Source organism: Cyanobacterium sp., from assembly GCF_054166785.1.
Genome location: NZ_JBSZCP010000067.1, coordinates 1 through 18,536 on the forward strand (window position 1 = coordinate 1; position 18,536 = coordinate 18,536).

Annotated in this window: 24 protein-coding genes; 12 read left to right on the forward strand and 12 right to left on the reverse strand. The window is 36.9% G+C overall.

The genetic code is table 11. The features are described 5' to 3' along the window. Positions 1 to 172: 172 nt before the first annotated feature. Positions 173 to 838, reverse strand: a complete 666-nt coding sequence (locus ACXITR_RS13985) for an HAS-barrel domain-containing protein (RefSeq protein WP_457997839.1) — start codon at positions 836 to 838, stop codon at positions 173 to 175. A 160-nt stretch (positions 839 to 998) separates the two neighbouring features. Here ACXITR_RS13985 and isiD point away from each other — a divergent pair, with 160 nt between their 5' ends. Next, entirely contained in the window at positions 999 to 1,211 is a 213-nt protein-coding gene (gene isiD, locus ACXITR_RS13990; protein ID WP_457997840.1) for a protein IsiD, read from the forward strand. Continuing rightward, positions 1,198 to 2,442, forward strand: coding sequence for a bifunctional phosphopantothenoylcysteine decarboxylase/phosphopantothenate--cysteine ligase CoaBC (gene coaBC, locus ACXITR_RS13995; RefSeq protein ID WP_457997841.1), 1,245 nt, complete (start codon positions 1,198 to 1,200; stop codon positions 2,440 to 2,442). The genes isiD and coaBC overlap by 14 nt, the downstream gene beginning before the upstream one ends. 160 nt (positions 2,443 to 2,602) lie before the next feature. Here the strand turns inward: coaBC and ACXITR_RS14000 are convergent, their stop codons facing one another. Further along, positions 2,603 to 2,845, reverse strand: coding sequence for a TIGR02450 family Trp-rich protein (locus ACXITR_RS14000; protein WP_457997842.1), 243 nt, complete (start codon positions 2,843 to 2,845; stop codon positions 2,603 to 2,605). A 242-nt stretch (positions 2,846 to 3,087) separates the two neighbouring features. Between ACXITR_RS14000 and ACXITR_RS14005 the strand changes: the two genes are divergently transcribed. Beyond that, a complete protein-coding gene (locus ACXITR_RS14005) occupies positions 3,088 to 3,615 on the forward strand; it encodes a cofactor assembly of complex C subunit B (RefSeq protein WP_457997843.1) in 528 nt (175 codons plus the stop codon). Positions 3,616 to 3,721: 106 nt separating this feature from the next. Here the strand turns inward: ACXITR_RS14005 and ACXITR_RS14010 are convergent, their stop codons facing one another. From ACXITR_RS14010 to ACXITR_RS14025, 4 genes are all read right to left on the reverse strand, one after another. Next, positions 3,722 to 3,925: a phycobilisome linker polypeptide gene (locus ACXITR_RS14010; RefSeq protein WP_457997844.1), complete on the reverse strand. Its 204-nt coding sequence runs from the start codon at positions 3,923 to 3,925 to the stop codon at positions 3,722 to 3,724. Positions 3,926 to 4,140: 215 nt separating this feature from the next. Continuing rightward, positions 4,141 to 4,626 carry an allophycocyanin subunit beta gene (gene apcB, locus ACXITR_RS14015; protein ID WP_457997845.1) on the reverse strand — a complete coding sequence of 162 codons (486 nt, stop codon included), beginning with the start codon at positions 4,624 to 4,626 and terminating at the stop codon, positions 4,141 to 4,143. A gap of 94 nt (positions 4,627 to 4,720) precedes the next feature. Beyond that, entirely contained in the window at positions 4,721 to 5,206 is a 486-nt protein-coding gene (gene apcA / locus ACXITR_RS14020) for an allophycocyanin subunit alpha (RefSeq protein ID WP_457997846.1), read from the reverse strand. 310 nt (positions 5,207 to 5,516) lie between these two features. Further along, positions 5,517 to 6,260, reverse strand: a complete 744-nt coding sequence (locus tag ACXITR_RS14025) for a HEAT repeat domain-containing protein (protein ID WP_457997847.1) — start codon at positions 6,258 to 6,260, stop codon at positions 5,517 to 5,519. A 46-nt stretch (positions 6,261 to 6,306) separates the two neighbouring features. On the opposite strand from ACXITR_RS14025, the gene folK reads away from it, so the two are divergent. After that, positions 6,307 to 6,834 carry a 2-amino-4-hydroxy-6-hydroxymethyldihydropteridine diphosphokinase gene (gene folK / locus ACXITR_RS14030; protein ID WP_457997848.1) on the forward strand — a complete coding sequence of 176 codons (528 nt, stop codon included), beginning with the start codon at positions 6,307 to 6,309 and terminating at the stop codon, positions 6,832 to 6,834. Positions 6,835 to 6,893: 59 nt separating this feature from the next. Continuing rightward, on the forward strand, positions 6,894 to 7,448 hold the full coding sequence (locus ACXITR_RS14035; protein WP_457997849.1) for a shikimate kinase: 555 nt from the start codon (positions 6,894 to 6,896) through the stop codon (positions 7,446 to 7,448). Between the two features lie 55 nt (positions 7,449 to 7,503). On the opposite strand, the gene ACXITR_RS14040 is transcribed toward ACXITR_RS14035, so the two are convergent. Next, positions 7,504 to 8,505, reverse strand: coding sequence for a hypothetical protein (locus tag ACXITR_RS14040; protein WP_457997850.1), 1,002 nt, complete (start codon positions 8,503 to 8,505; stop codon positions 7,504 to 7,506). 87 nt (positions 8,506 to 8,592) lie between these two features. Between ACXITR_RS14040 and ACXITR_RS14045 the strand changes: the two genes are divergently transcribed. After that, positions 8,593 to 9,018, forward strand: a complete 426-nt coding sequence (locus ACXITR_RS14045; RefSeq protein ID WP_457997851.1) for a hypothetical protein — start codon at positions 8,593 to 8,595, stop codon at positions 9,016 to 9,018. Between the two features lie 100 nt (positions 9,019 to 9,118). Continuing rightward, the gene (locus ACXITR_RS14050) at positions 9,119 to 9,691 is read left to right on the forward strand and encodes a hypothetical protein (protein WP_457997852.1); all 573 of its coding nucleotides are present in this window, start codon (positions 9,119 to 9,121) and stop codon (positions 9,689 to 9,691) included. Between the two features lie 3 nt (positions 9,692 to 9,694). Here ACXITR_RS14050 and ACXITR_RS14055 read toward each other — a convergent pair whose 3' ends face one another. The 4 genes from ACXITR_RS14055 to ACXITR_RS14070 all read right to left on the reverse strand — a co-directional run bounded on the left by ACXITR_RS14055 (position 9,695) and on the right by ACXITR_RS14070 (position 13,136). Further along, positions 9,695 to 11,026 (reverse strand): MurT ligase domain-containing protein, encoded by a 1,332-nt coding sequence (locus ACXITR_RS14055; protein ID WP_457997853.1) that lies wholly within the window; start codon positions 11,024 to 11,026, stop codon positions 9,695 to 9,697. Positions 11,027 to 11,115: 89 nt separating this feature from the next. Then, on the reverse strand, positions 11,116 to 11,565 hold the full coding sequence (gene psbQ, locus ACXITR_RS14060) for a photosystem II protein PsbQ (RefSeq protein WP_457997854.1): 450 nt from the start codon (positions 11,563 to 11,565) through the stop codon (positions 11,116 to 11,118). Positions 11,566 to 11,754: 189 nt separating this feature from the next. Then, positions 11,755 to 12,453: a lysophospholipid acyltransferase family protein gene (locus ACXITR_RS14065; protein WP_457997855.1), complete on the reverse strand. Its 699-nt coding sequence runs from the start codon at positions 12,451 to 12,453 to the stop codon at positions 11,755 to 11,757. 41 nt (positions 12,454 to 12,494) lie between these two features. Beyond that, a complete protein-coding gene (locus ACXITR_RS14070; protein WP_457997856.1) occupies positions 12,495 to 13,136 on the reverse strand; it encodes a hypothetical protein in 642 nt (213 codons plus the stop codon). Between the two features lie 26 nt (positions 13,137 to 13,162). Here ACXITR_RS14070 and ACXITR_RS14075 point away from each other — a divergent pair, with 26 nt between their 5' ends. From ACXITR_RS14075 to ACXITR_RS14090, 4 genes are all read left to right on the forward strand, one after another. Continuing rightward, positions 13,163 to 13,777, forward strand: a complete 615-nt coding sequence (locus ACXITR_RS14075) for an alpha/beta hydrolase (protein WP_457997857.1) — start codon at positions 13,163 to 13,165, stop codon at positions 13,775 to 13,777. Between the two features lie 15 nt (positions 13,778 to 13,792). Then, positions 13,793 to 14,680 carry a 3'-5' exonuclease gene (locus ACXITR_RS14080; RefSeq protein ID WP_457997858.1) on the forward strand — a complete coding sequence of 296 codons (888 nt, stop codon included), beginning with the start codon at positions 13,793 to 13,795 and terminating at the stop codon, positions 14,678 to 14,680. A gap of 216 nt (positions 14,681 to 14,896) precedes the next feature. Beyond that, positions 14,897 to 15,100 carry a photosystem II reaction center phosphoprotein PsbH gene (gene psbH, locus ACXITR_RS14085; protein WP_069792096.1) on the forward strand — a complete coding sequence of 68 codons (204 nt, stop codon included), beginning with the start codon at positions 14,897 to 14,899 and terminating at the stop codon, positions 15,098 to 15,100. Positions 15,101 to 15,170: 70 nt separating this feature from the next. Continuing rightward, complete coding sequence (locus ACXITR_RS14090) at positions 15,171 to 15,449, forward strand: TatA/E family twin arginine-targeting protein translocase (RefSeq protein WP_457997859.1); 279 nt, start codon at positions 15,171 to 15,173, stop codon at positions 15,447 to 15,449. An 82-nt stretch (positions 15,450 to 15,531) separates the two neighbouring features. Here the strand turns inward: ACXITR_RS14090 and ACXITR_RS14095 are convergent, their stop codons facing one another. Continuing rightward, the gene (locus tag ACXITR_RS14095) at positions 15,532 to 17,331 is read right to left on the reverse strand and encodes an N-acetylmuramoyl-L-alanine amidase (RefSeq protein WP_457997860.1); all 1,800 of its coding nucleotides are present in this window, start codon (positions 17,329 to 17,331) and stop codon (positions 15,532 to 15,534) included. A gap of 489 nt (positions 17,332 to 17,820) precedes the next feature. Here ACXITR_RS14095 and hpf point away from each other — a divergent pair, with 489 nt between their 5' ends. Next, entirely contained in the window at positions 17,821 to 18,399 is a 579-nt protein-coding gene (gene hpf / locus ACXITR_RS14100) for a ribosome hibernation-promoting factor, HPF/YfiA family (RefSeq protein WP_457997861.1), read from the forward strand. Positions 18,400 to 18,536: the final 137 nt, after the last annotated feature.

Below are 18,536 nucleotides of genomic sequence, written 5' to 3' on the forward strand. Positions count from 1 at the left end.
CATTACTCATTACTCATTACTCATTACTCATTACTCATTACTCATTACTCATTACTCATTACTCATTACTCATTACTCATTACTCATTACTCATTACTCATTACTCATTACTCATTACTCATTACTCATTACTCATTACCCATTACTCATTACCCATTACTCATTACCCCTCTCAATTATCCCTCACGTTTACTTGCCCAAGGATAAACTTAAGACTGTCGTAGTCATTTTTTAACAAAACACTCAATACCCTTCCTGCTTTTACTAACCAAGGGCGATCGCACCCTCGAATGTTATATACTTCTCTGAGGGTAGCCGCCGTAAGAGATTCAATGGGGGTATTACTCACCCGGAGTAAGACTCTCAAGAAATCAGGATTTTCCGTAAATCTAGTTATTTCATCCGTCGTACAACTAAATACCCCTTGATGAATTTGGGGAGGGCGAGGGGGTAAATATTGAAAAATTCTTCCATGGGGAGGATTAACCCCATTATTGCCCACCGCAGGGGTTTCAAAGCCGATTATTACGGCTCGAAATTCCGTTTTTAACATAGCAAAGATTTGTGGTTGTTGCTCTTTTAATTCCGCCAAAGATAAACCCAAAGCCCTTGCTCTGTGGATAGAGTCGATGGGGGCAGTGGTAGCATTGGTAATGATGGCATAGATTTTATTTCCCGACTCATCATCAATGGACTTTACCCAACTACCAAAGGGAGGCATCACAGGAAAACTTAACTCCTCTGGCTCTAAACATTGAGCTAAAAATTCCGTGGTAGAGGTTTCAATCACTTCCCCGATATGGGTTATGGTACCATGTTGATTATCAGTTATCTGCATATGTCATCCCCATTTTATCCATCTACGATCAAAAATCATAAACTGTTCCCCATTCCCTATTCTGAAATTGTTAACATTCTTGTACATTTCGAGAAAAAAACCAAATCGGGTTAAAATGTACTTGGGGTAAACTAAAAAAACCATGTACGGAGGTTTAGTTATGACAACATTAACATATACCGACCAAGATTTTGCAGAGATGACCATGGAAGATGTGGCACAAATTGCAACTAGGTTAGAAAATGATGATTATAAAACTCCCTTTGAAGGTTTACAGGATTGGCATAAACTAAGGGCGATCGCATTTCACCGTGAAGATTTAATTGAACCTTACTTTTATCTCCTTGACATCGAAGCCTATGACGAATCATAAAGGATTTTGGCAATCTTTTAAAGACAAAAAAATTTTAATCTGTATTGGGGGAGGCATTGCTGCTTATAAGGTATGCACTGTTATCTCCCAATTGTTTCAAATGGGGGCGAAAATAGAAGTCATCCTCACCGACTCTGCCCAAAAGTTTATTTCTCCCCTCACGGTGTCAACCCTTGCCCGAAAACAGGCTTATACGGACGCAGATTTTTGGCAACCTATTCACCCTCGCCCGTTACATATTTCTTTGGGAGAATGGGCCGATTTAATTTTGATTGCCCCCCTCACTGCCAATACCCTTGCTAAGTTAGTCCATGGCATGGCAGATAATCTTTTAACGAATACGGTTCTTGCTTCAAATTGCCCCATAGCAGTCGCCCCCGCTATGAATACGGAAATGTGGCTACAATCGACGGTACAAGCAAACTGGGAACTTTTAGGGCAAAATGATCGTTTTTTTTCTCTCCACACCAATACGGGCTTGTTGGCGTGCGATCGCACTGGACAGGGAAGAATGGCAGAGTCGGAAGAAATTATTTCCGCCCTCGAATCGGTGATACATACTGGGGGAAAACAAGATTTAAAGGATAAAAATATCTTAATTAGCACGGGAGGCACAAGGGAATTTTTTGATCCCGTACGCTTTATCGGCAACCCTTCCACGGGTAAAATGGGTATTGCTTTGGCGGTGGCTTGTCATCATCGGGGGGCAAAAGTTACTTTGGTGGGGGCAAATGTTGCCCCTGAGTTGTTAAAAAATCTCCCTCCCCTACAATTTATTGATGTCACTACGGCGGGGGAAATGGAAAAGGCCATGGTGAATAATTTTCCTACCTCGGATTGGGCTATTATGGCGGCGGCGGTGGCGGATGTGAAACCAAGGGAGTGTTATAAAACGAAGCTGAGTAAGGGCAATTTACCTCCCTCCATAGAATTGGATACCGTTACGGACATTGTGGCAAAGTTGGGTAAAATGAAACAACCGGAACAACTTTTGATTGGTTTTGCGGCTCAAACGGGGGATATTGTCACCCCTGCCCTAGATAAATTAACTCGTAAACGGTTAAGTGCGATCGTTGCCAATCCTATTGATAAAATGAATGTGGGTTTTGCCAGTGACACTAATGAAGCAATATTTATCACCGCAAACGGACAAAAAACACCGTTACAACCATCATCAAAGTTTGCCCTTAGTCATCAAATTATTGATTTAATTTTGGGGCAGCTTGTTTAGGTGCGGAATAGGCAATGGTGATAATATCTCAAATACCGGAATTTTATTTATTGTCTTTGGCAATGGGCTTAAGCCCATTGTTCGTTGTATTAGCATACTTTTCTCTGCGGATTCAGTATTATGTACATAATTCAGTCATACTCCTTACCATGATTAAGAGCTAACTCATTTCCTTGATGTCTTCTAAGGTTTTCCAGCCGGGTAGCCATAAGTCTCTATCTTTTAATTGTTTAGCATTAATCCAAAAACGCACATCTTCATCGCAGGAGGCAGTCATCTCGGCAAATACCCATTTACCTTGATTTTTACGGTTAATTACTTGAAAGTGTCTCCAGCCCCATGTTTTTTGGGTCGATGTCCATTTTGAGCCTAATAAATGAGGAAATTTTTGTTTTTGTGCCACAGGAAATTAATTGATAGTTGATAGTTGATAGTTGATAATTGATAATAAAAAAAGTTAATTAACTGAAATTCGGGATAACTGATATTAAGTTCCCTTGAATCGGTTATAAAAAGATAATATTTTCTCAATTGATACACTTTTGTGATGGACTGACTCATGTCTATGCTCTATTGTCCATTGTTTAAGTCATTGGTGCTATACAATTAATTTTAGCTATCTAATACTTTTATGTCTTAAATTTTATGGTTTCTACTTTTTTCTTGACTCTTTTATTAATGGTTGGTTTATTCTTTTTTATTCGTGGCAGTATTAAAGATAGAACAGAAGTTGTTACCCTTAGTTGTCCTGAATCTGAGGATAGTATTTTGGCTTATCTTCGGGATTACTTTCAACAAAGATCTTACCAAGTAAAGGCGATCGATGGGGAAAGAAATAAGGTGACTTTGGAGGGTTTAGTATCTCCTAGTATATTTTTAGCTGTGTTTCTTAGTTTTTTGGCTGGGTGCGGACTATTTTCCTTTTCCTTGGTTTTAGAAATGTTATTCCATCCTCAAGTTAATTGGTTCATTGGTTTAATTATTTTATCTCCTGTGGCAGGTTATTTTTATTGGAAGGGAGCAAAAAGGGTGGAGGAGGTTGCTTTTCGCATTGATGATGCCATTGATGAGGAGGAGAAAAAAGAAACCGTCATTACCATTCAAGCCCATCGAGATGAGTTGATTAATTTACAAACTTCTTTTCCTTTTAGTTATGAAGTTAAGGAAGCGTAAAAAAAAATAGGGATGCTTGCTGTAAAACATCCCTTATATTGCTGGGGAGAATTTCATGGTTTTATTTCCCCTAAATTTTGATTTTTTTAATATGGTCAAATATTAATTAAAGTAAGCCAGTGTTAGCACCTTGTTTACCAGTTACTAATTGAACTTTAACGATAGAACCACCCATTTTTTGGATTCTTTGTTGCTCTTTGAACCAGTTATCGTAGGGAACTAATTTGGTAAAATAGGTGTTTTGTAATTCTCTTTGGGTTCTAATTCTGCTTTGACTTGGTACACAAGCCGTTACTTTAAACATTCTCATGTGAGGTAGTCTCCTTAGTATTTTGGAAAGTTTTTTAAGGGTTTTTTAATATTGAGAAAAAGATATATATAGTTCTTTCTTATTTTAGCGAGAAGCTACGGTTAGGAGCCAAGAGTCAATACTAAATTAACTAAATGATGAAGTCAAACTGGCACTTACTCCTGACTTTCCTAACCTGTGGGTTAAGGTTTTACCTTATCTACAAGCCTTAAGTCTTAGCTTAAGCCAGAGCAGATATAGTCAAAGTAAACACCCATTTCTTTACCAGCGTCAGCACCTACTAAACTAGCGGTTACTTCTTTCATTGCTTGGATAGCTTGAACGGTGGAGCTGATGGGTACTCCGAGGGAGTTGTAGGTTTCTTTTAAACCGTTTAATACACGCTCATCTAAGATGGAAGCGTCACCGGCTAACATAGCGTAGGTGGAGTAACGTAGATAGTAGTCTAGGTCACGGATACAAGCAGCGTAACGACGGGTGGTGTACATGTTTCCACCGGGACGGGTTACGTCGGAGTATAGTAAAGATTTAGCTACAGCTTCTTTTACGATGGTAGCGGCGTTAGCGCTGATTACGCTAGCGGCACGAACACGGAGTTGACCACTTTGGAAGTAGCCTTTTAATTTTCCTAAAGCGTTGGCATCAAGGTATTTACCTTGTACGTCGGAGGAGTTGATTACTGCAGTAATTGCGTCTTGCATGGTTATTTTCCTTTCTAATTAATTGACTTTTTGTTAGTTTTGCAGGACTAAAAGAATTTTAGACTCGATAGGTTTACGGATTTATGGGTAAAACCTATTGTAATGCTCCGACTACATAGTCGAAGTAGGAAGCTGCTTCGGAGGTGTCTTCTGCAGACATTAAGGAAGTTGCAACTTCTTTCATTTCACGTACACTTTGAGCTACTGCACCGATGTCAGTACCTAAAGATTTGTACATTTCTTTTACGCCAACTAAGCCAATTTCTTCGATGGGGGTAACGTCACCAGCTACGATTCCGTAGGTTACTAGACGTAGATAGTAGTCCATGTCACGTAAACAAGTAGCGGTCATTTCTTCGCCGTAGGAGTTTCCACCAGGAGAAACGATGTCAGGGCGTTTTTGGAAGAGGCGATCGCCAGCTTCTTTGATGATGCGCTCACGAGAGTCAGTTAAGGTTTGAGCGATTCTTAGACGGCTTTCACCAGAGGAAACAAAAGATTTGATTCTGTCTAGTTCACCGGGGCTTAAATAACGTGCTTCTGCGTCAGCATTCACGATGGATTTCGTGACGATACTCATTTATGGATTCCTCCAAGTAAATTAATTTAGATAGTTTTTTTTTATTAAACCAGTTTTTTGATGTTTCTGGCTTTTAAATTATGGTTGACTTTTGAGGGTCAATCTGTGAACCAGTATAACTTAATGTTGTTATATTGATTAGCTTTTTTTATTTGGTTAGGATCGTTTTGTTCCCTTCCGAATGCTATTGTGCAGTATTAGGGATCATTTTTATTCATTTTCTTAATACTTTTTAACAATTGACATGGGGAACCGATTGAATAGTTGAGAATGGATAATTCTTATCTGTTGCTTTTTCGCACGGAGGGAATTAAATCAGTCCTTCAAATTCTAATTCTTCGATCATTTGTAGTCCTCTAGGGTCGCCTAATTTTAGTAGGGCGTTTTTGGCATCTTCTTTTACCCCTAAGTCTTCGTCTTCTACTAGGGCTTCGATGAGGGCATCTATGGCGGTGTTATAAACTACGTTAAAGGGTAATTCTTGACAGAGTTTGCCCACTGTCCAAGCACAGTTACTACGTACTGCGGAGATGGTGTCTTGCCGTAGGGTGGTAATTAGGGAAGGAATGGCGGTGATAATGTCTTCATAATTTAATTTGGCAATATTAGCGATACTACTGGCTGACCAAAGTCTTACTGCTGCTATGTCATGTTTTAGGGCATGGAGTAATGGTTCAAATGAAGTGCGATCGCCACTGTTTCCCAAGGCCCAAACTACCCCTTTACGGACATAACCATTCCAATCATTTTGAAGGGCAAAAATTAGGGGTTGCACCGCCGATAAATCTGTATTCCTACCCAAGGCATAAGCCGCACTTACCCTTATTAAAGGACAATTATGACTTAAACGTTCAATTAGCAATGGAACAGCCCTAGAATCAGAAATTTCGCAAAAAGCCCTCACCCCTTCAATTTGTTCTTGTTGATTGTCACTAGACAACAAACCCAGCATCACTTCAGGATCTGGTTTTTCGGGTTCGTTATCCTCTATTAAATCTAGGGGATCGAGATTTTCAAAATCTATGGCAGTGTTACTTAAGCTAGAGTCATTCATATGGAATAATGATACATTATCTTAATGCACAGGTAAACAGTTTTAAGTGTCTATTGCTACTGAAGTTAATTATTGTACCAGAAAGAATAAATCTGCCATTGCTTTGGGCAGTAATTTGGGAAAAAGTAAAGATACTTTACAAAAGGCGGTGGAAATTATCCAATCAGCGCCCCAAATTGATTTAATAAAATGCTCTAGTTGGTATAAAACTAAGCCCATCGGCCCTGCTCAACCAGATTATATTAATGGTTGTATTACTATTAATACCTATTTTACTCCTTCTCAATTGCTATCTTTTTTATTAGATATTGAACAAAAATTTGGGCGAGAAAGAAAGGAAAAATGGGGAGCAAGAACCCTTGACTTAGATATTATTTTGTATGATAATTTAATTGTAGATTTACCTAATTTAAACATTCCTCATCTTTTAATGAGAGAAAGAGCTTTTGTTCTCATTCCGCTAGCGGAAATTGCTTCAAATTGGATTGATCCTATTACAAAATTAACCGTTGAAAAACTTAAAAATAATTTAAAATACGATACGGATGACATTATAAAACTATCCAATAATTAAAATATTTATTATTTACAAATTATCTATATACTACCAAGTTTTTATTATCTAATATATTTATGAATAGACTATTGCGAGGTTTAAATATCTATTTAATTGGGATGATGGGTTCGGGAAAAACTACGGTGGGAAAGTTTTTAGCTCATAAATTAGAATACCGTTTTTTGGACACTGATAATACCATTGAAGTTGTTGCTCAGAAAAGTATTAACAAAATTTTTGAAGAGGATGGAGAAGATATTTTTCGCACTTTAGAAAATCAAGTTTTAGGTCAGGTTTCTAGTTATTTATACACGGTAATTAGTACAGGGGGAGGTATTGTTTTAAAAAAAGATAATTGGGCTCATTTACGGGATGGCATGGTAATTTGGTTGGATGTACCTGTGGATATTTTGGTAGATAGACTCAAGAATGATAATACTAGACCTTTGTTGAGGGAAGCTGATTTGAGAGAAAAGTTAAGTCATATTTTAGACGAGAGAAAAAGTCTTTATCAACAAGCTGATATAACTATTTCTGTGACAAAGGAGCAATCTACGGATGATATTGTGGCGGAAATTATTAAAGTAATACCTAGTAAGGTAAAGCCTGAATTTGATCCAAATTTAAATTAGTTTTTACTTGAATATTTAACTAGGGGTTTAAACCCCTTTTTTTTAGCAAAATTGATTATCGTTGAGTAATAATAACTTTATCTCCAATTACTGCATTTCTAGCAACTATATTTTTTTGCTCATCTTGAAAATTGATTTTATTAAAATAAAGTAGTTTACCTATGTCATAAACATCATTAACAAAATTATCTTGCTCGTTACTATTCATTTGATACCAATTTTGAGTGAGGGTAATAAGAAGATAGTTATTACGAAAGTTCGCTCTTAAATTAATGATCAAACTTTTGCCATATTTATCGGTAATTTGGTCAATTTGTTCTTGAATGTTATCGTATAATGTTTGTTCGATGGTAAGGGCGCTGACGGTTTTTTCCTCAATAATGATTTCTACTTCTTTCTCAGGAATCGGGGGATTAATTTCTTCTGGTGCAGGGGGGTTATCATCAATGCTAACGGGGGGAGATATTTCTGGGGTTTCTTCTTGGGGGAGATTGGCTTCTGGGGGAGTTTCAGTTTCGAGTTTATCGTTAATGATGGTAATTTCTGAGTTGGTTATATTTTCTTCTTTTAATGGGCTACTTGAGTTATCTATGATGGGGGGTTGAGGATTATCTGGGGGGTTTTCGGTGGTTATGATGGCTATGTTTTCCTGATTACTTTTTGTTTCGATGGTGGGGTTGATGAGTGTCCAGCATATTCCTATGATAATTATAATGGAGCCAAGGGCGATCACAAAGTGGCGCTGCGCGATCGCTCCTAAACGAAAATTAAAGTTAAATGTTTTTTTGCGAGGGGGGATATTACTGACGACATTTTCTGATATATTGTCAGGGTTATTTTGAACTTTAAAGCGGGGAGTGAGTTTGATATTATCAATCAAATTATTACTAGACTCGATAAAAGTGTTAGTAATTTCAATGGTGGGAAACTCTTCTATTTCTGATTGATTGATTTTTTCTAAGGTTAATTGTAGCTTTTTGATTGTCTTTTTTAAATTAATAATAGTTTCTTTTCTATCTATTTCAGGGAGTTTATTTTCTTGTTCTTGATTATCCATAAATTTTAAAATATAAGTTTGCGTTGGAATATGCTGGTTTTTTTAAATTAGATAATGGTTTAATGGGGATTGTATTATAGCTAGGACATGAAAAATATTATTCAGTTTATTCTTATTAATTTATCACTATTTTTTATCTGTGGAGGTTGTAGCACCGTTTCTGCCCCCTTAGAATTTGCCCCGCCTCCGAATATTGTGGAAAAGGCGATCGCCCTTACCTTACAATCTAGTTATGATGATTTAGGGTATCAATTGCAGACAAACCCAGCAACATTTGAAATTAGCAAAATAGATATTAAGCACATAAAACCACAAATAATTTATAATTTGCCAGTTTATCATTTAGAAGGGATCTATCAGATTAAACTTAAACTAAATAATAATAAAACAAAAATCATTAAAAATCCATTTCAATTAGACATAGAAAGAAGCAAAAAAGGAGAAACATGGAGACTCCTAGAGCGAAATAAAAAAAGAGGAAAAGAAGAATATTTTGCCTATCAAATACGCTAAAGTGTAGTGAATTTTACATTGACCATCAAAAAAATTGCGTAAGATAAATTAATCAACAACACATCATTAAAAATCACACTATCGGCAAAGGAAAAAGGTAATGGAAATATTATCCGCTGAAAATTTACAAGTCTATGGAGTAAAAGCAGAAGACATACAAAAAAGTCTCAAAATTGAGTGTTTTGGTAAAAGTTTTGTCAGGGAATCTGATGTACCTAAAAAGTTTAGAGAAAAAGCCCTTTTCCTGTCCAGTGAATTTTTAACTAAAGGAAAACAAAGTTTTGTCACTGAAACCAATTTTTCCTACACAGTATGGACAGAGGTAAAAGAGGTAAAAACTTCTAACAACAGTCGCCCGAAGGACAACAGTAGAGGTGATGTTTCTGAGCTAAATTCTCGAATATTAGCAAGACGAGAGGTTAATAATAATGTACCGAGGGAAACTAGCTATAGGGCTATAGATACCATTGAAAGAGAGGTTAATAATACTCAGTGGAATGTACAACCCTATGCTTCTCCTATGGTGGATAAACCCATATCCTCTCCCCCGGCAACATCCCCTGAATTGCAAACCTATCGAGGAGTTGCTTTTAGTGCGGAGGGGAAAGAGGAGAAGAAACAAAATGCGAGGAATCAAAAAAAAGTTAGAACTTATCGTGGTCAAGTATATTAATTTTTACAAAATACTTCTACCTAGTAAAATTTTCCTCACTTCTAGCATGGCGGAATATGTGGGGATTATATATAGGGTTTGATTTTCTGGGGTGATTTTTAAGGCTTCTTCTATGGCTTCCGATAGATTTTCTTTGACGATTAAATTTAGTTTATTGTTATCGATATTATCTAGGCTATATTTCAATCTTAAGGACATATCATAAACCCGATCTCCGCTTACTACAATATTTCCGCCCGATTCTACTAATTTTTCCGTATCCACATCCCATATCCATGATACATCGGTACCGTCTGGGGTGCGATCGTTTAAAATCATCATGGTGGTACAATGGGGATTAACTCTTTTTAAGTCATTAACTGCCCTGATAGTCTCATTCATGCCCACGGGATTTTTAGATAGTAGAATGCGAATATTTTTGTTATTAATAGTTAATTCCTCAGCCCTACCAAAAGCCGCCTTAAAGTTAAGAATAGTTTGATTAATGACCTCTTTTTCTACTCCGATAGATTGGGCTAAAAGTCCAGCGGCTAGGGTATTGTATTTGTTATAAACCCCAATTAAAATTTGCCCCCATTCTTGACTATTTACGTCCAACGTACTTTTAGTAAAATCACAACTTGGGCAGTCATAATCTCCAAGATGAGAAAGATAAACCCCTTCATAATCAAGGGGATGACCACAATTAGGGCAGTAGATAGAGTCAACAGCGTGGGGAATTTCTTCTAAGTATAAATCCTTTTCATTTAAGCCAAAAAATAATACTTTTTTATCAATGTTTTGACCTAAATAACATAAAGTGGGATCATCTCCATTAATAACTATGGTAGTTGCTTGGGATAAAGGTGCGATCGCACTTTTCCAACGATAACTAATAGAATCCACTTCCCCATAACGATCTAATTGATCTCGGAATAAATTTAGAGCTAAGATATGACTAGGATTGCACTCCTTCAAAACTAAAGGTAAAACATTCTCATCCACCTCAAGAATGGCATAATCCGCCTCAATTTTCCCCCAAAGATTACTATTATCAATCAAACAAGTAACCAAACCATTGATTAAATTAGCCCCCGTAGAATTATGAATCACCCCATAACCAGCATTTTGTAAAATTTCCTTCAACAAAAGAGAAGTAGTAGTTTTACCATTAGTACCAACTACTAAAATTACCCCCTCCTTAATCTGCTTTGACAAAACCGCCAACAAACGAGGGTGGAAACGTCTAGCAATCGCCCCCGGTAAGACACTAGCTGCCCCCAAACCCAATAAACGCACTGTGCCAGTGATAATTTTTGCCGTTGCCACCGCCAAAGCCAAAGGAAACTTAACCATTAATATCGCCCCACTCTCCAAAATCAAAAAAACTATTTATTAAATACCTAACACTTAAAACCATCAACCTAACCATCCTCTAAAGCTGATTAGCCATTAGTAGGGATAATTTCAAGATAAGCATCAAAATCCTTGAGGGCTTCAAAATATTGAGCTTGTGCTGCATTGTAGTTTCTATCCTTGGCGGCAGCATCAATTCTTTCAAAATGACTAAATAACTCTCTGGCGAGGTTTTGAGCAGGTTTTTGATCTTTTTGAAGTAAACGGCTAGAAGCATTAGCCATAGATTGACGTAAGCCTCCTAGGGGACCATGAATAAAGGTTCTGGTATCTACCCAATTTTCTGTTTTGATAAATTCTTCTAGGGTAGCCATTTTTTCCCGTGCTTCAGCAATGGGGGCGCGATATAGTTGTAATTGCTCAATTTTTTCAGGGCTGTAAACGGTGGGAATTTTGGCTTTTGTAGGGCTACTACAACTGACAAGTAGAGTAGTAACCAATACCAGAAGAAGGGATAGGATAGGACGTATTTTTTTCATTATCTTATTTTTATCAACATTCATTAAAATTTTGTTCTCTGACTATTTTCTCAGAGTTGCTACGATTAGCCAAGTGAATTTATGTTGTTGGCTCACCATTCCCATCAAATAATATCTTAGAAGGGTCATATGTAGCACCCCTAAATCCGTGGCGAAAATAATTTTTTGTTTTAATAGGGAGAATAATATTTATAAAGCGATTAATGACTGTTGTAAATCTTGGGTTAAATCAAGACTATTTCGTTTAGCACTTTGAGAAGAAGAAGAATATTTTTTAACAACGAGAGGTTTTCCAATATTCACCTCCACCGTTGCTCCCCTTTTGGGAATTTCTTGGTCATAGGCTATTTTGACTGGTAAAATTTTTGTAGTTACCTCTGGTTTTACCTCTTCGGTATCGAGGGCTATTTTTGCGACTCCCCTTTTTAGGGGTTGCACTTCATGGGTGCGAAAAATTCCCCCCTCAGGAAAAATAACCACCATTTCCCCTTGACACAACAACTCAAAACTATATTTTAAACTCTCAATTCCGGGATGGTCAGTATTAACGGGAAATCCCCCTAAACGACGGATAAACCAACCCTGTATTCCTTTCATTTCATTGGCAGACACCATAAAATGGGGATCTCTACCACTAGACAATCTACCGACAGCATAGGGTACTATGATAGCATCCCAGCGGGAGCGGTGGGTGGGGGCAACGATTACCGCCCCATCGGTAGGAATATTTTCTTGCCCTGTGATGGTGATGGTTTTAAAGAAAAATGGAAGAATTAATCTTTTGCCTAGGGGATAAGCTATTTTACTCAGCCATGGTGCTACTTCTGAGGTGATAGTTGGGGAGTTGGCTTCGGCAAGTAGATTTGTTTTTTTTCGCTCGCTAATCATGATTTTTTTACTCCTCTATGGTTATTTATAGCTTAAAACTATTATTCATTTTTATTCACTATTGCGGTGACAGTTTTTTCAGTGTCTTTTTCTTGATAGTTATTAGTCATTATGGGTAATCCATATTTTATGAGAAGGAAAACTATCATCATGGTTAGCATCAAAAAGCCCATGATTAAGGGATATATTTTTAATGACCATAAAGTTATTAATGTGATTCCTAGTATAGCTCCCATTAATTCCCCTATTCTTTTATCTATAGCCCATGGGATGATAGTTATTTGTTCTTGAAATACACTTATTTTTATTTTTGCTAAACTGTTAAACCATAGTTGACTTATTAAAGTTATTATTGCTCCAACGTTTATGTAAAAATACATATAATAAAATCCTACCAATTCAAGGGCGATCGTTGAACACAAAATAGTAAAATAAAGAGATAGACTATGACTTTTAAACTTTTTTTTTGCCAAGAAATAATCATTTAAATCAAGAATTGCCATCTTACATTGTTCCATACAAAAAAGTACAAGCCCCCCATAAATGAAACGGTAAGACAAATCACCACTGAGAAACACTTTTGTGAATAAATTCAAAGCAGGAAGAAAAAAAAGACTGAAAATAGCGACTTTAATTAATAATATTTTCACCAACCAAGAGATAAAATACTGTTTAAACAGCATCTAATCTACCATAGTAAATATCAAAAATGAATTTAGATACCATTATTCATAACCCTTCTTCTGGACAGGAAATCGAGTATATTTTTGTGTTACTCCATGGCTGGGGTGCAAACTATCATGACTTGTCTTCCCTTCCCCCATTGCTAGATTTACCTAACTGTCAATATATTTTTCCCAATGCCCCCTATGCCCATCCCCACGTATCAGAAGGCAAAGCATGGTATGCCTTAGAGAATAATAATCAGGGCATTAAAGAAAGTGTCGATACTTTTTATCGTTGGTTACTTACCCTCGAAGATAAAACCAATATTCCCCTGAGTAAAACTATTGTGGGTGGTTTTTCCCAAGGGGGGGCGATGAGTTTGGATGTGGGTTTACAATTACCCGTAGCGGGGGTATGTAGTCTGAGTGGCTATTTACATTTTGAACCTAATGCAGACAGAAATCCTTTTCCCCCTACTTTAATTTGTCATGGAACAAATGATCCTGTTGTACCCATTGTTGCGGCGAGGGATGCAAAACAAAAGTTGGAAGCAGTGGGGGTAAATGTGACGTATAAGGAGTATGGAATGGCCCATGAAATTATACCTTTGGAGATTAATGTTATTCGTGATTTTGTTTTAAAACAAGTGAATAAATAAGCAATAATTTACGTTATGTATTTAACAAATAAAAATGAAATTAAAGATATTATTATTGATTTAAAAGAAACAGATATACTTTGGGTTGATACAGAAACCGCTGATTATAAAACAAAAAATCCTCGAATTTCTCTCATTCAGGTGTTGGCTTATCCTGATAACCTTGACGGTAGTCGAACTTATCTTTTTGATGTATTAAATCAATCAGATTTAGTGGATTATTTTATCACCCAGATTATGGTTGATGATAGTATTAAAAAAGTTTTTCATAATGCTAAATATGATCTTAGATTTTTGAGTGGAAAAATGGCCAATAATGTTTTTTGTACCTATGAATTAGCAAAACAAATTCCTTATCATATATTACCTGTCAAGAGTAAGTCTTTAAAAACACTAACTGAATATTTTACTGATTTTCAAGATATAGATAAAAATGAACAGGGGGGAGATTGGGGAATCAGACCGTTAACAAAAAGTCAGTTATACTATGCTCAGATGGATTGTGTTTATTTAGCCCAAGTTTATCAACATCTACAGGAATTAAATAATCTCATGCACCATGAAAATCATAGTTTAGATACCCTTTCTGAAAGATATAAGGCATTGGAGACACAATGGTTGTTATTAAACTCTGAAATTGAATACTTGAAGGAGAAAATAAAAGGGATAATGATTGAGGAAAATATAGAAACTAATGATATTTTCAAGTTATCACAGGGAAAAAGAAATGTTGTCAAAACTCAGTTACAAGATTTGGTTAAATTGGTAAAAGAAAAAGAAAATAATTTAAACTTTACTATTAACTTAACTAAGGATATGCAAAAAGCATTGGGAGATGATTTAGATTATTTAAATGCTAAGGTAGAAACAAGTATTTTCTATACTTTAAAAACTATCAATTAAAGATGAAAAGATGACTTAAGATATACAAATGTTTGGATGTTTTATTCTTTTTCTCTACCCCTTATGGTGGGCGAGTAACTCTTGATAATAACCAAAGTAAAGTTGATACTCCCATGGAAAGGTCAGACTCCGTTGCAAAAAATACCCCCATCTTTTGCTATAATCGTCTTGTCAAAAAAGACCATAGAAAAAATTTAAATATATATAAGATTCAATATGTCACAACGTACCCGTTTAGGCGATTTACTCAAACCCCTTAACTCCGAATACGGGAAAGTAGCCCCCGGTTGGAGTACCACCCCTTTGATGGGTGTTTTCATGATCTTATTTTTGGTATTTCTTCTAATCATCTTACAAATCTATAACTCTTCTCTCATCCTCGATGGCATCACTGTTGATTGGTCTAGTTTAGGAAGATAATTGTTATTCTCTGTTTGTACAAGGTTGATTGTTGATTTACGCAAAACTCTTTAGTTAAAACAATATTATTATGAATGTTTTTGGCATCGGACTTCCTGAATTAATTGTAATTTTTGTAGTTGCCCTTTTGGTGTTTGGCCCTAAGAAATTACCAGAAATTGGAAAAACTTTAGGAAAAACCCTCAAAGGTTTTCAAGATGCCTCTAAAGAGTTTCAAGATGAGTTTAAAAAGGAAGCTCAACAAATAGAAGAAACTATTTCTATGAATGCTCAGATAGAATCGGGCAAAGAAAAGGATGAGGAAAAAGTTCCTAGCTCTACAAATAATACTAATTCCAAGTCTGAATAACCAGGAGACACTTTCTTTTTACGAATATTGATTAGGAATTTCCCAATGGTGGGCAATGCCCACCCTACAGAATAATATAAAATCATCTATGGGTACTTTTTTCTAACCATTGGGCAACTCCACTGGCAACTCCATCGGCTAATTTTTGTTGGGCTTGGGGGTTAATAATCCACTCAAATTCTTGGGGATTAATCATAAAGCCTAGTTCTAATAATAGACTAGGGGCAGTGTGGGGACGAGTAAGGGCGAGATTGTTCCAAAAAACTCCATAGGAAGGACGATTTAAGTTGGTGGTGAGGTAATCTTGCAGAAATATGGCTAAATCATGGGCTTGGGGATGATACCAAAACATGCCGATGCCTTTGGTGTTGAGGGCATCTCCTGCATCGGGAAGGGCGTTGTAATGGATGGAGAGGGCGAGGGTAGGTTTTATTTTATCAATCATTGCCATACGATCGCCTAGGGAAACAAAACTATCATCCTCCCTTGTTAAAATCACCTGGGCCCCTTTTGCCCTGAGACGTTGGGCGATTAATTTGGACATGACGAGGTTGATTTCTTTTTCCGTATAACCATTGGGCCCTACTGCCCCTAATTCGTCTCCCCCGTGACCCGGATCTAGTAGTACGGTTGTTCCTTGTAAATTGTGGGCATCGGAAATGGAGGGGGGATGATTGAGGGTCAAAATTAGATTACTTCCTTCATAACGAACATCATAGCCCCACTGTTGAGAGGTTTTAAGACGAAAGATATAGTCGATTTGGGTAGGGTTGACTTGATGCCAGTCTAGGCGACGGATGAGGGGGTTGTCGTCAAAGCGGATGGTGTCGGTTTGGGCGATGGTGTTGTGGAGAGAGAGGGTAAAGGTATCATCGGCCTGGGTGATGGTGATGGGGACAGGATTTTGCAATGGAAAGATGATTTGTGTACCTTGGGAAGTAATGCGGGAGTTGACACTGCGAATATTACTGATGGGGGGGGCTTGGATGGCAAGGGTACGGGTTTCATTTTCCCTAATCCATGCTCCATAGTCAAGGCGTAGCCATTCCCCTTCTACGGCGGTTACTTGGGCTTGGGTGCCTCGGGGTAGAGGAGTTAGGCGAGAATGGTTGGTACTAGGCCCGGTGCGGGAAACTCCATTTTCGGCGGTAACTTCGATTACTCTCAGGTTTTGGGGGGAAAGGGTTTCTATTTTTCCTACTTGATTTTGGGTGATGGTTTGCCCTTGATATTCCATGACAAATACGGGATTTTCTACCCTCTGGCTGGGGGTTAGTTGTTGACATCCTTTCATGGTTGTCCATGGTCTATTTGTGATGGTTTCTGGGGTATTGTTGGCGGTTAAAACGGCGTAATTGGGGGGAAGGTTAACTACGGTTTCTTTAGGTTGTAAATTGATGGTATTTTGGCTTAATCTGACGGATACTTGGGCATTTTTAGGGGCGATCGCCTCGAAACACACTAATTCATGGGGTAGTCGGGCTATATCCACCGTAGGATAAAGTAAATTGGGGGCTAAACTGCGTAAGTCTTCCTGACTAGGTTCGTTAGAATTGCGGGTAATTACCTTAATGATTTCTTGATTTTGAGAACGAATTACAAAGGAATTTTCTCCCATTTTTAGGGGAAAGCTAGGGGCAAAAAATCCTTGCTCGGATGGGTCGATATTCTGCCCATTTACTGATACGGTGGCGTTTTGAGGGGCAGAGCCGATGAAAAAGATTGAGGGGGCAACGGTTTGATGATTATTAGGAGGGTAAACAATTTTTAGGGATTGGTTTTGAGCTTGAACTGGTTTTATCGTACTATGGAAGTAGTTCGGTGCGATCGCCCCTAGAACTATTAAGAAGAAAAATCCCCACAGCTTTATTTTAGTTGTCATAGTTAATGTAAATAAGTATTAATAATATTTCTTAAAATATCAAGGAAAAATATTTTTTTCAAATCTTCGTAGCCATATTCCATCCTCCATTACCCATGGTCTATTTGCCGTTAATATAGAGATAATTTGTTACAACAGAGAGGTTTTGTAATCAAACTTTACATAAAAAGAGTAAACCTAAAAATAAGTTAAAAATGGGTGTTTTTTAGATCACAAAAGTGTTATGGTATTAGTATAGAGAAAAAAGGAGGAATTATTAATTCATAAACAATTGTTTAGTAATTATATCTAATCCTTAAAACATACATGATCAAGAAAAAAATAGCAAGGAAAAATGTTCTTCTATAGCTAAAGCACATTCAAATTAGATATAATAGACATAAAACTAGCTAAATTCTTCTAAATTTTACTAGAAGAAAAAAAGAAAAAATATCCAACAAAATACTTAAGTTGAGATATTAAAATTGCGCGTAAAATGGAGTATAAATTATGAAACTATTAATTCAAGGAAACAATATCGAAGTCACTGATTCTATCCATGATTATGTGGAGGAAAAATTAGAAAAAGCAGTTAAACATTTCCAAAATTTAGCTAGTAAGGTGGATGTGCATCTATCCGTGGCTCGTAATGCTCGTATCAGTAACAAACATAAAGCCGAGGTAACCGTTTATGCTAACGGTACAATAATTAGAGCCCAAGAAGATAGTGAAAGTTTGTATGCCAGTATTGATTTAGTTTCTGACAAAATTACTCGTCAATTACGCAAATATAAAGAAAGAAATCTTGACAAGAAAATTCACCCCGTGGAAAAAACCGTCGAAGCCATTGAAGAAAAACCCGTAGAAGGTAGCTTAATAGGCGATCGCCACGCAGAACTTCCCGAAGAAGTGGTAAGAATGAAATACTTTGCCATGGAATCCATGACCATTGACGAAGCAAAAGAACAACTACAATTGGTTGACCATGACTTCTATATGTTCCGCAACAAAGAAACCAATGAAATTAACGTAATCTACATTAGAAACCATGGCGGTTTTGGAGTCATCCAACCCCGTGCTAATAAATAAATAGTTTCAAGGGAATAAACCATAGTACCTTAGCCCCTACGGGGGCTTTTTTTTTCCAGTCAAGTTATTTTTGGTACGAACATCTTGAAATAAAACTATTATATAGACAGTTATAGGACGAACCAAAATCTATCTTT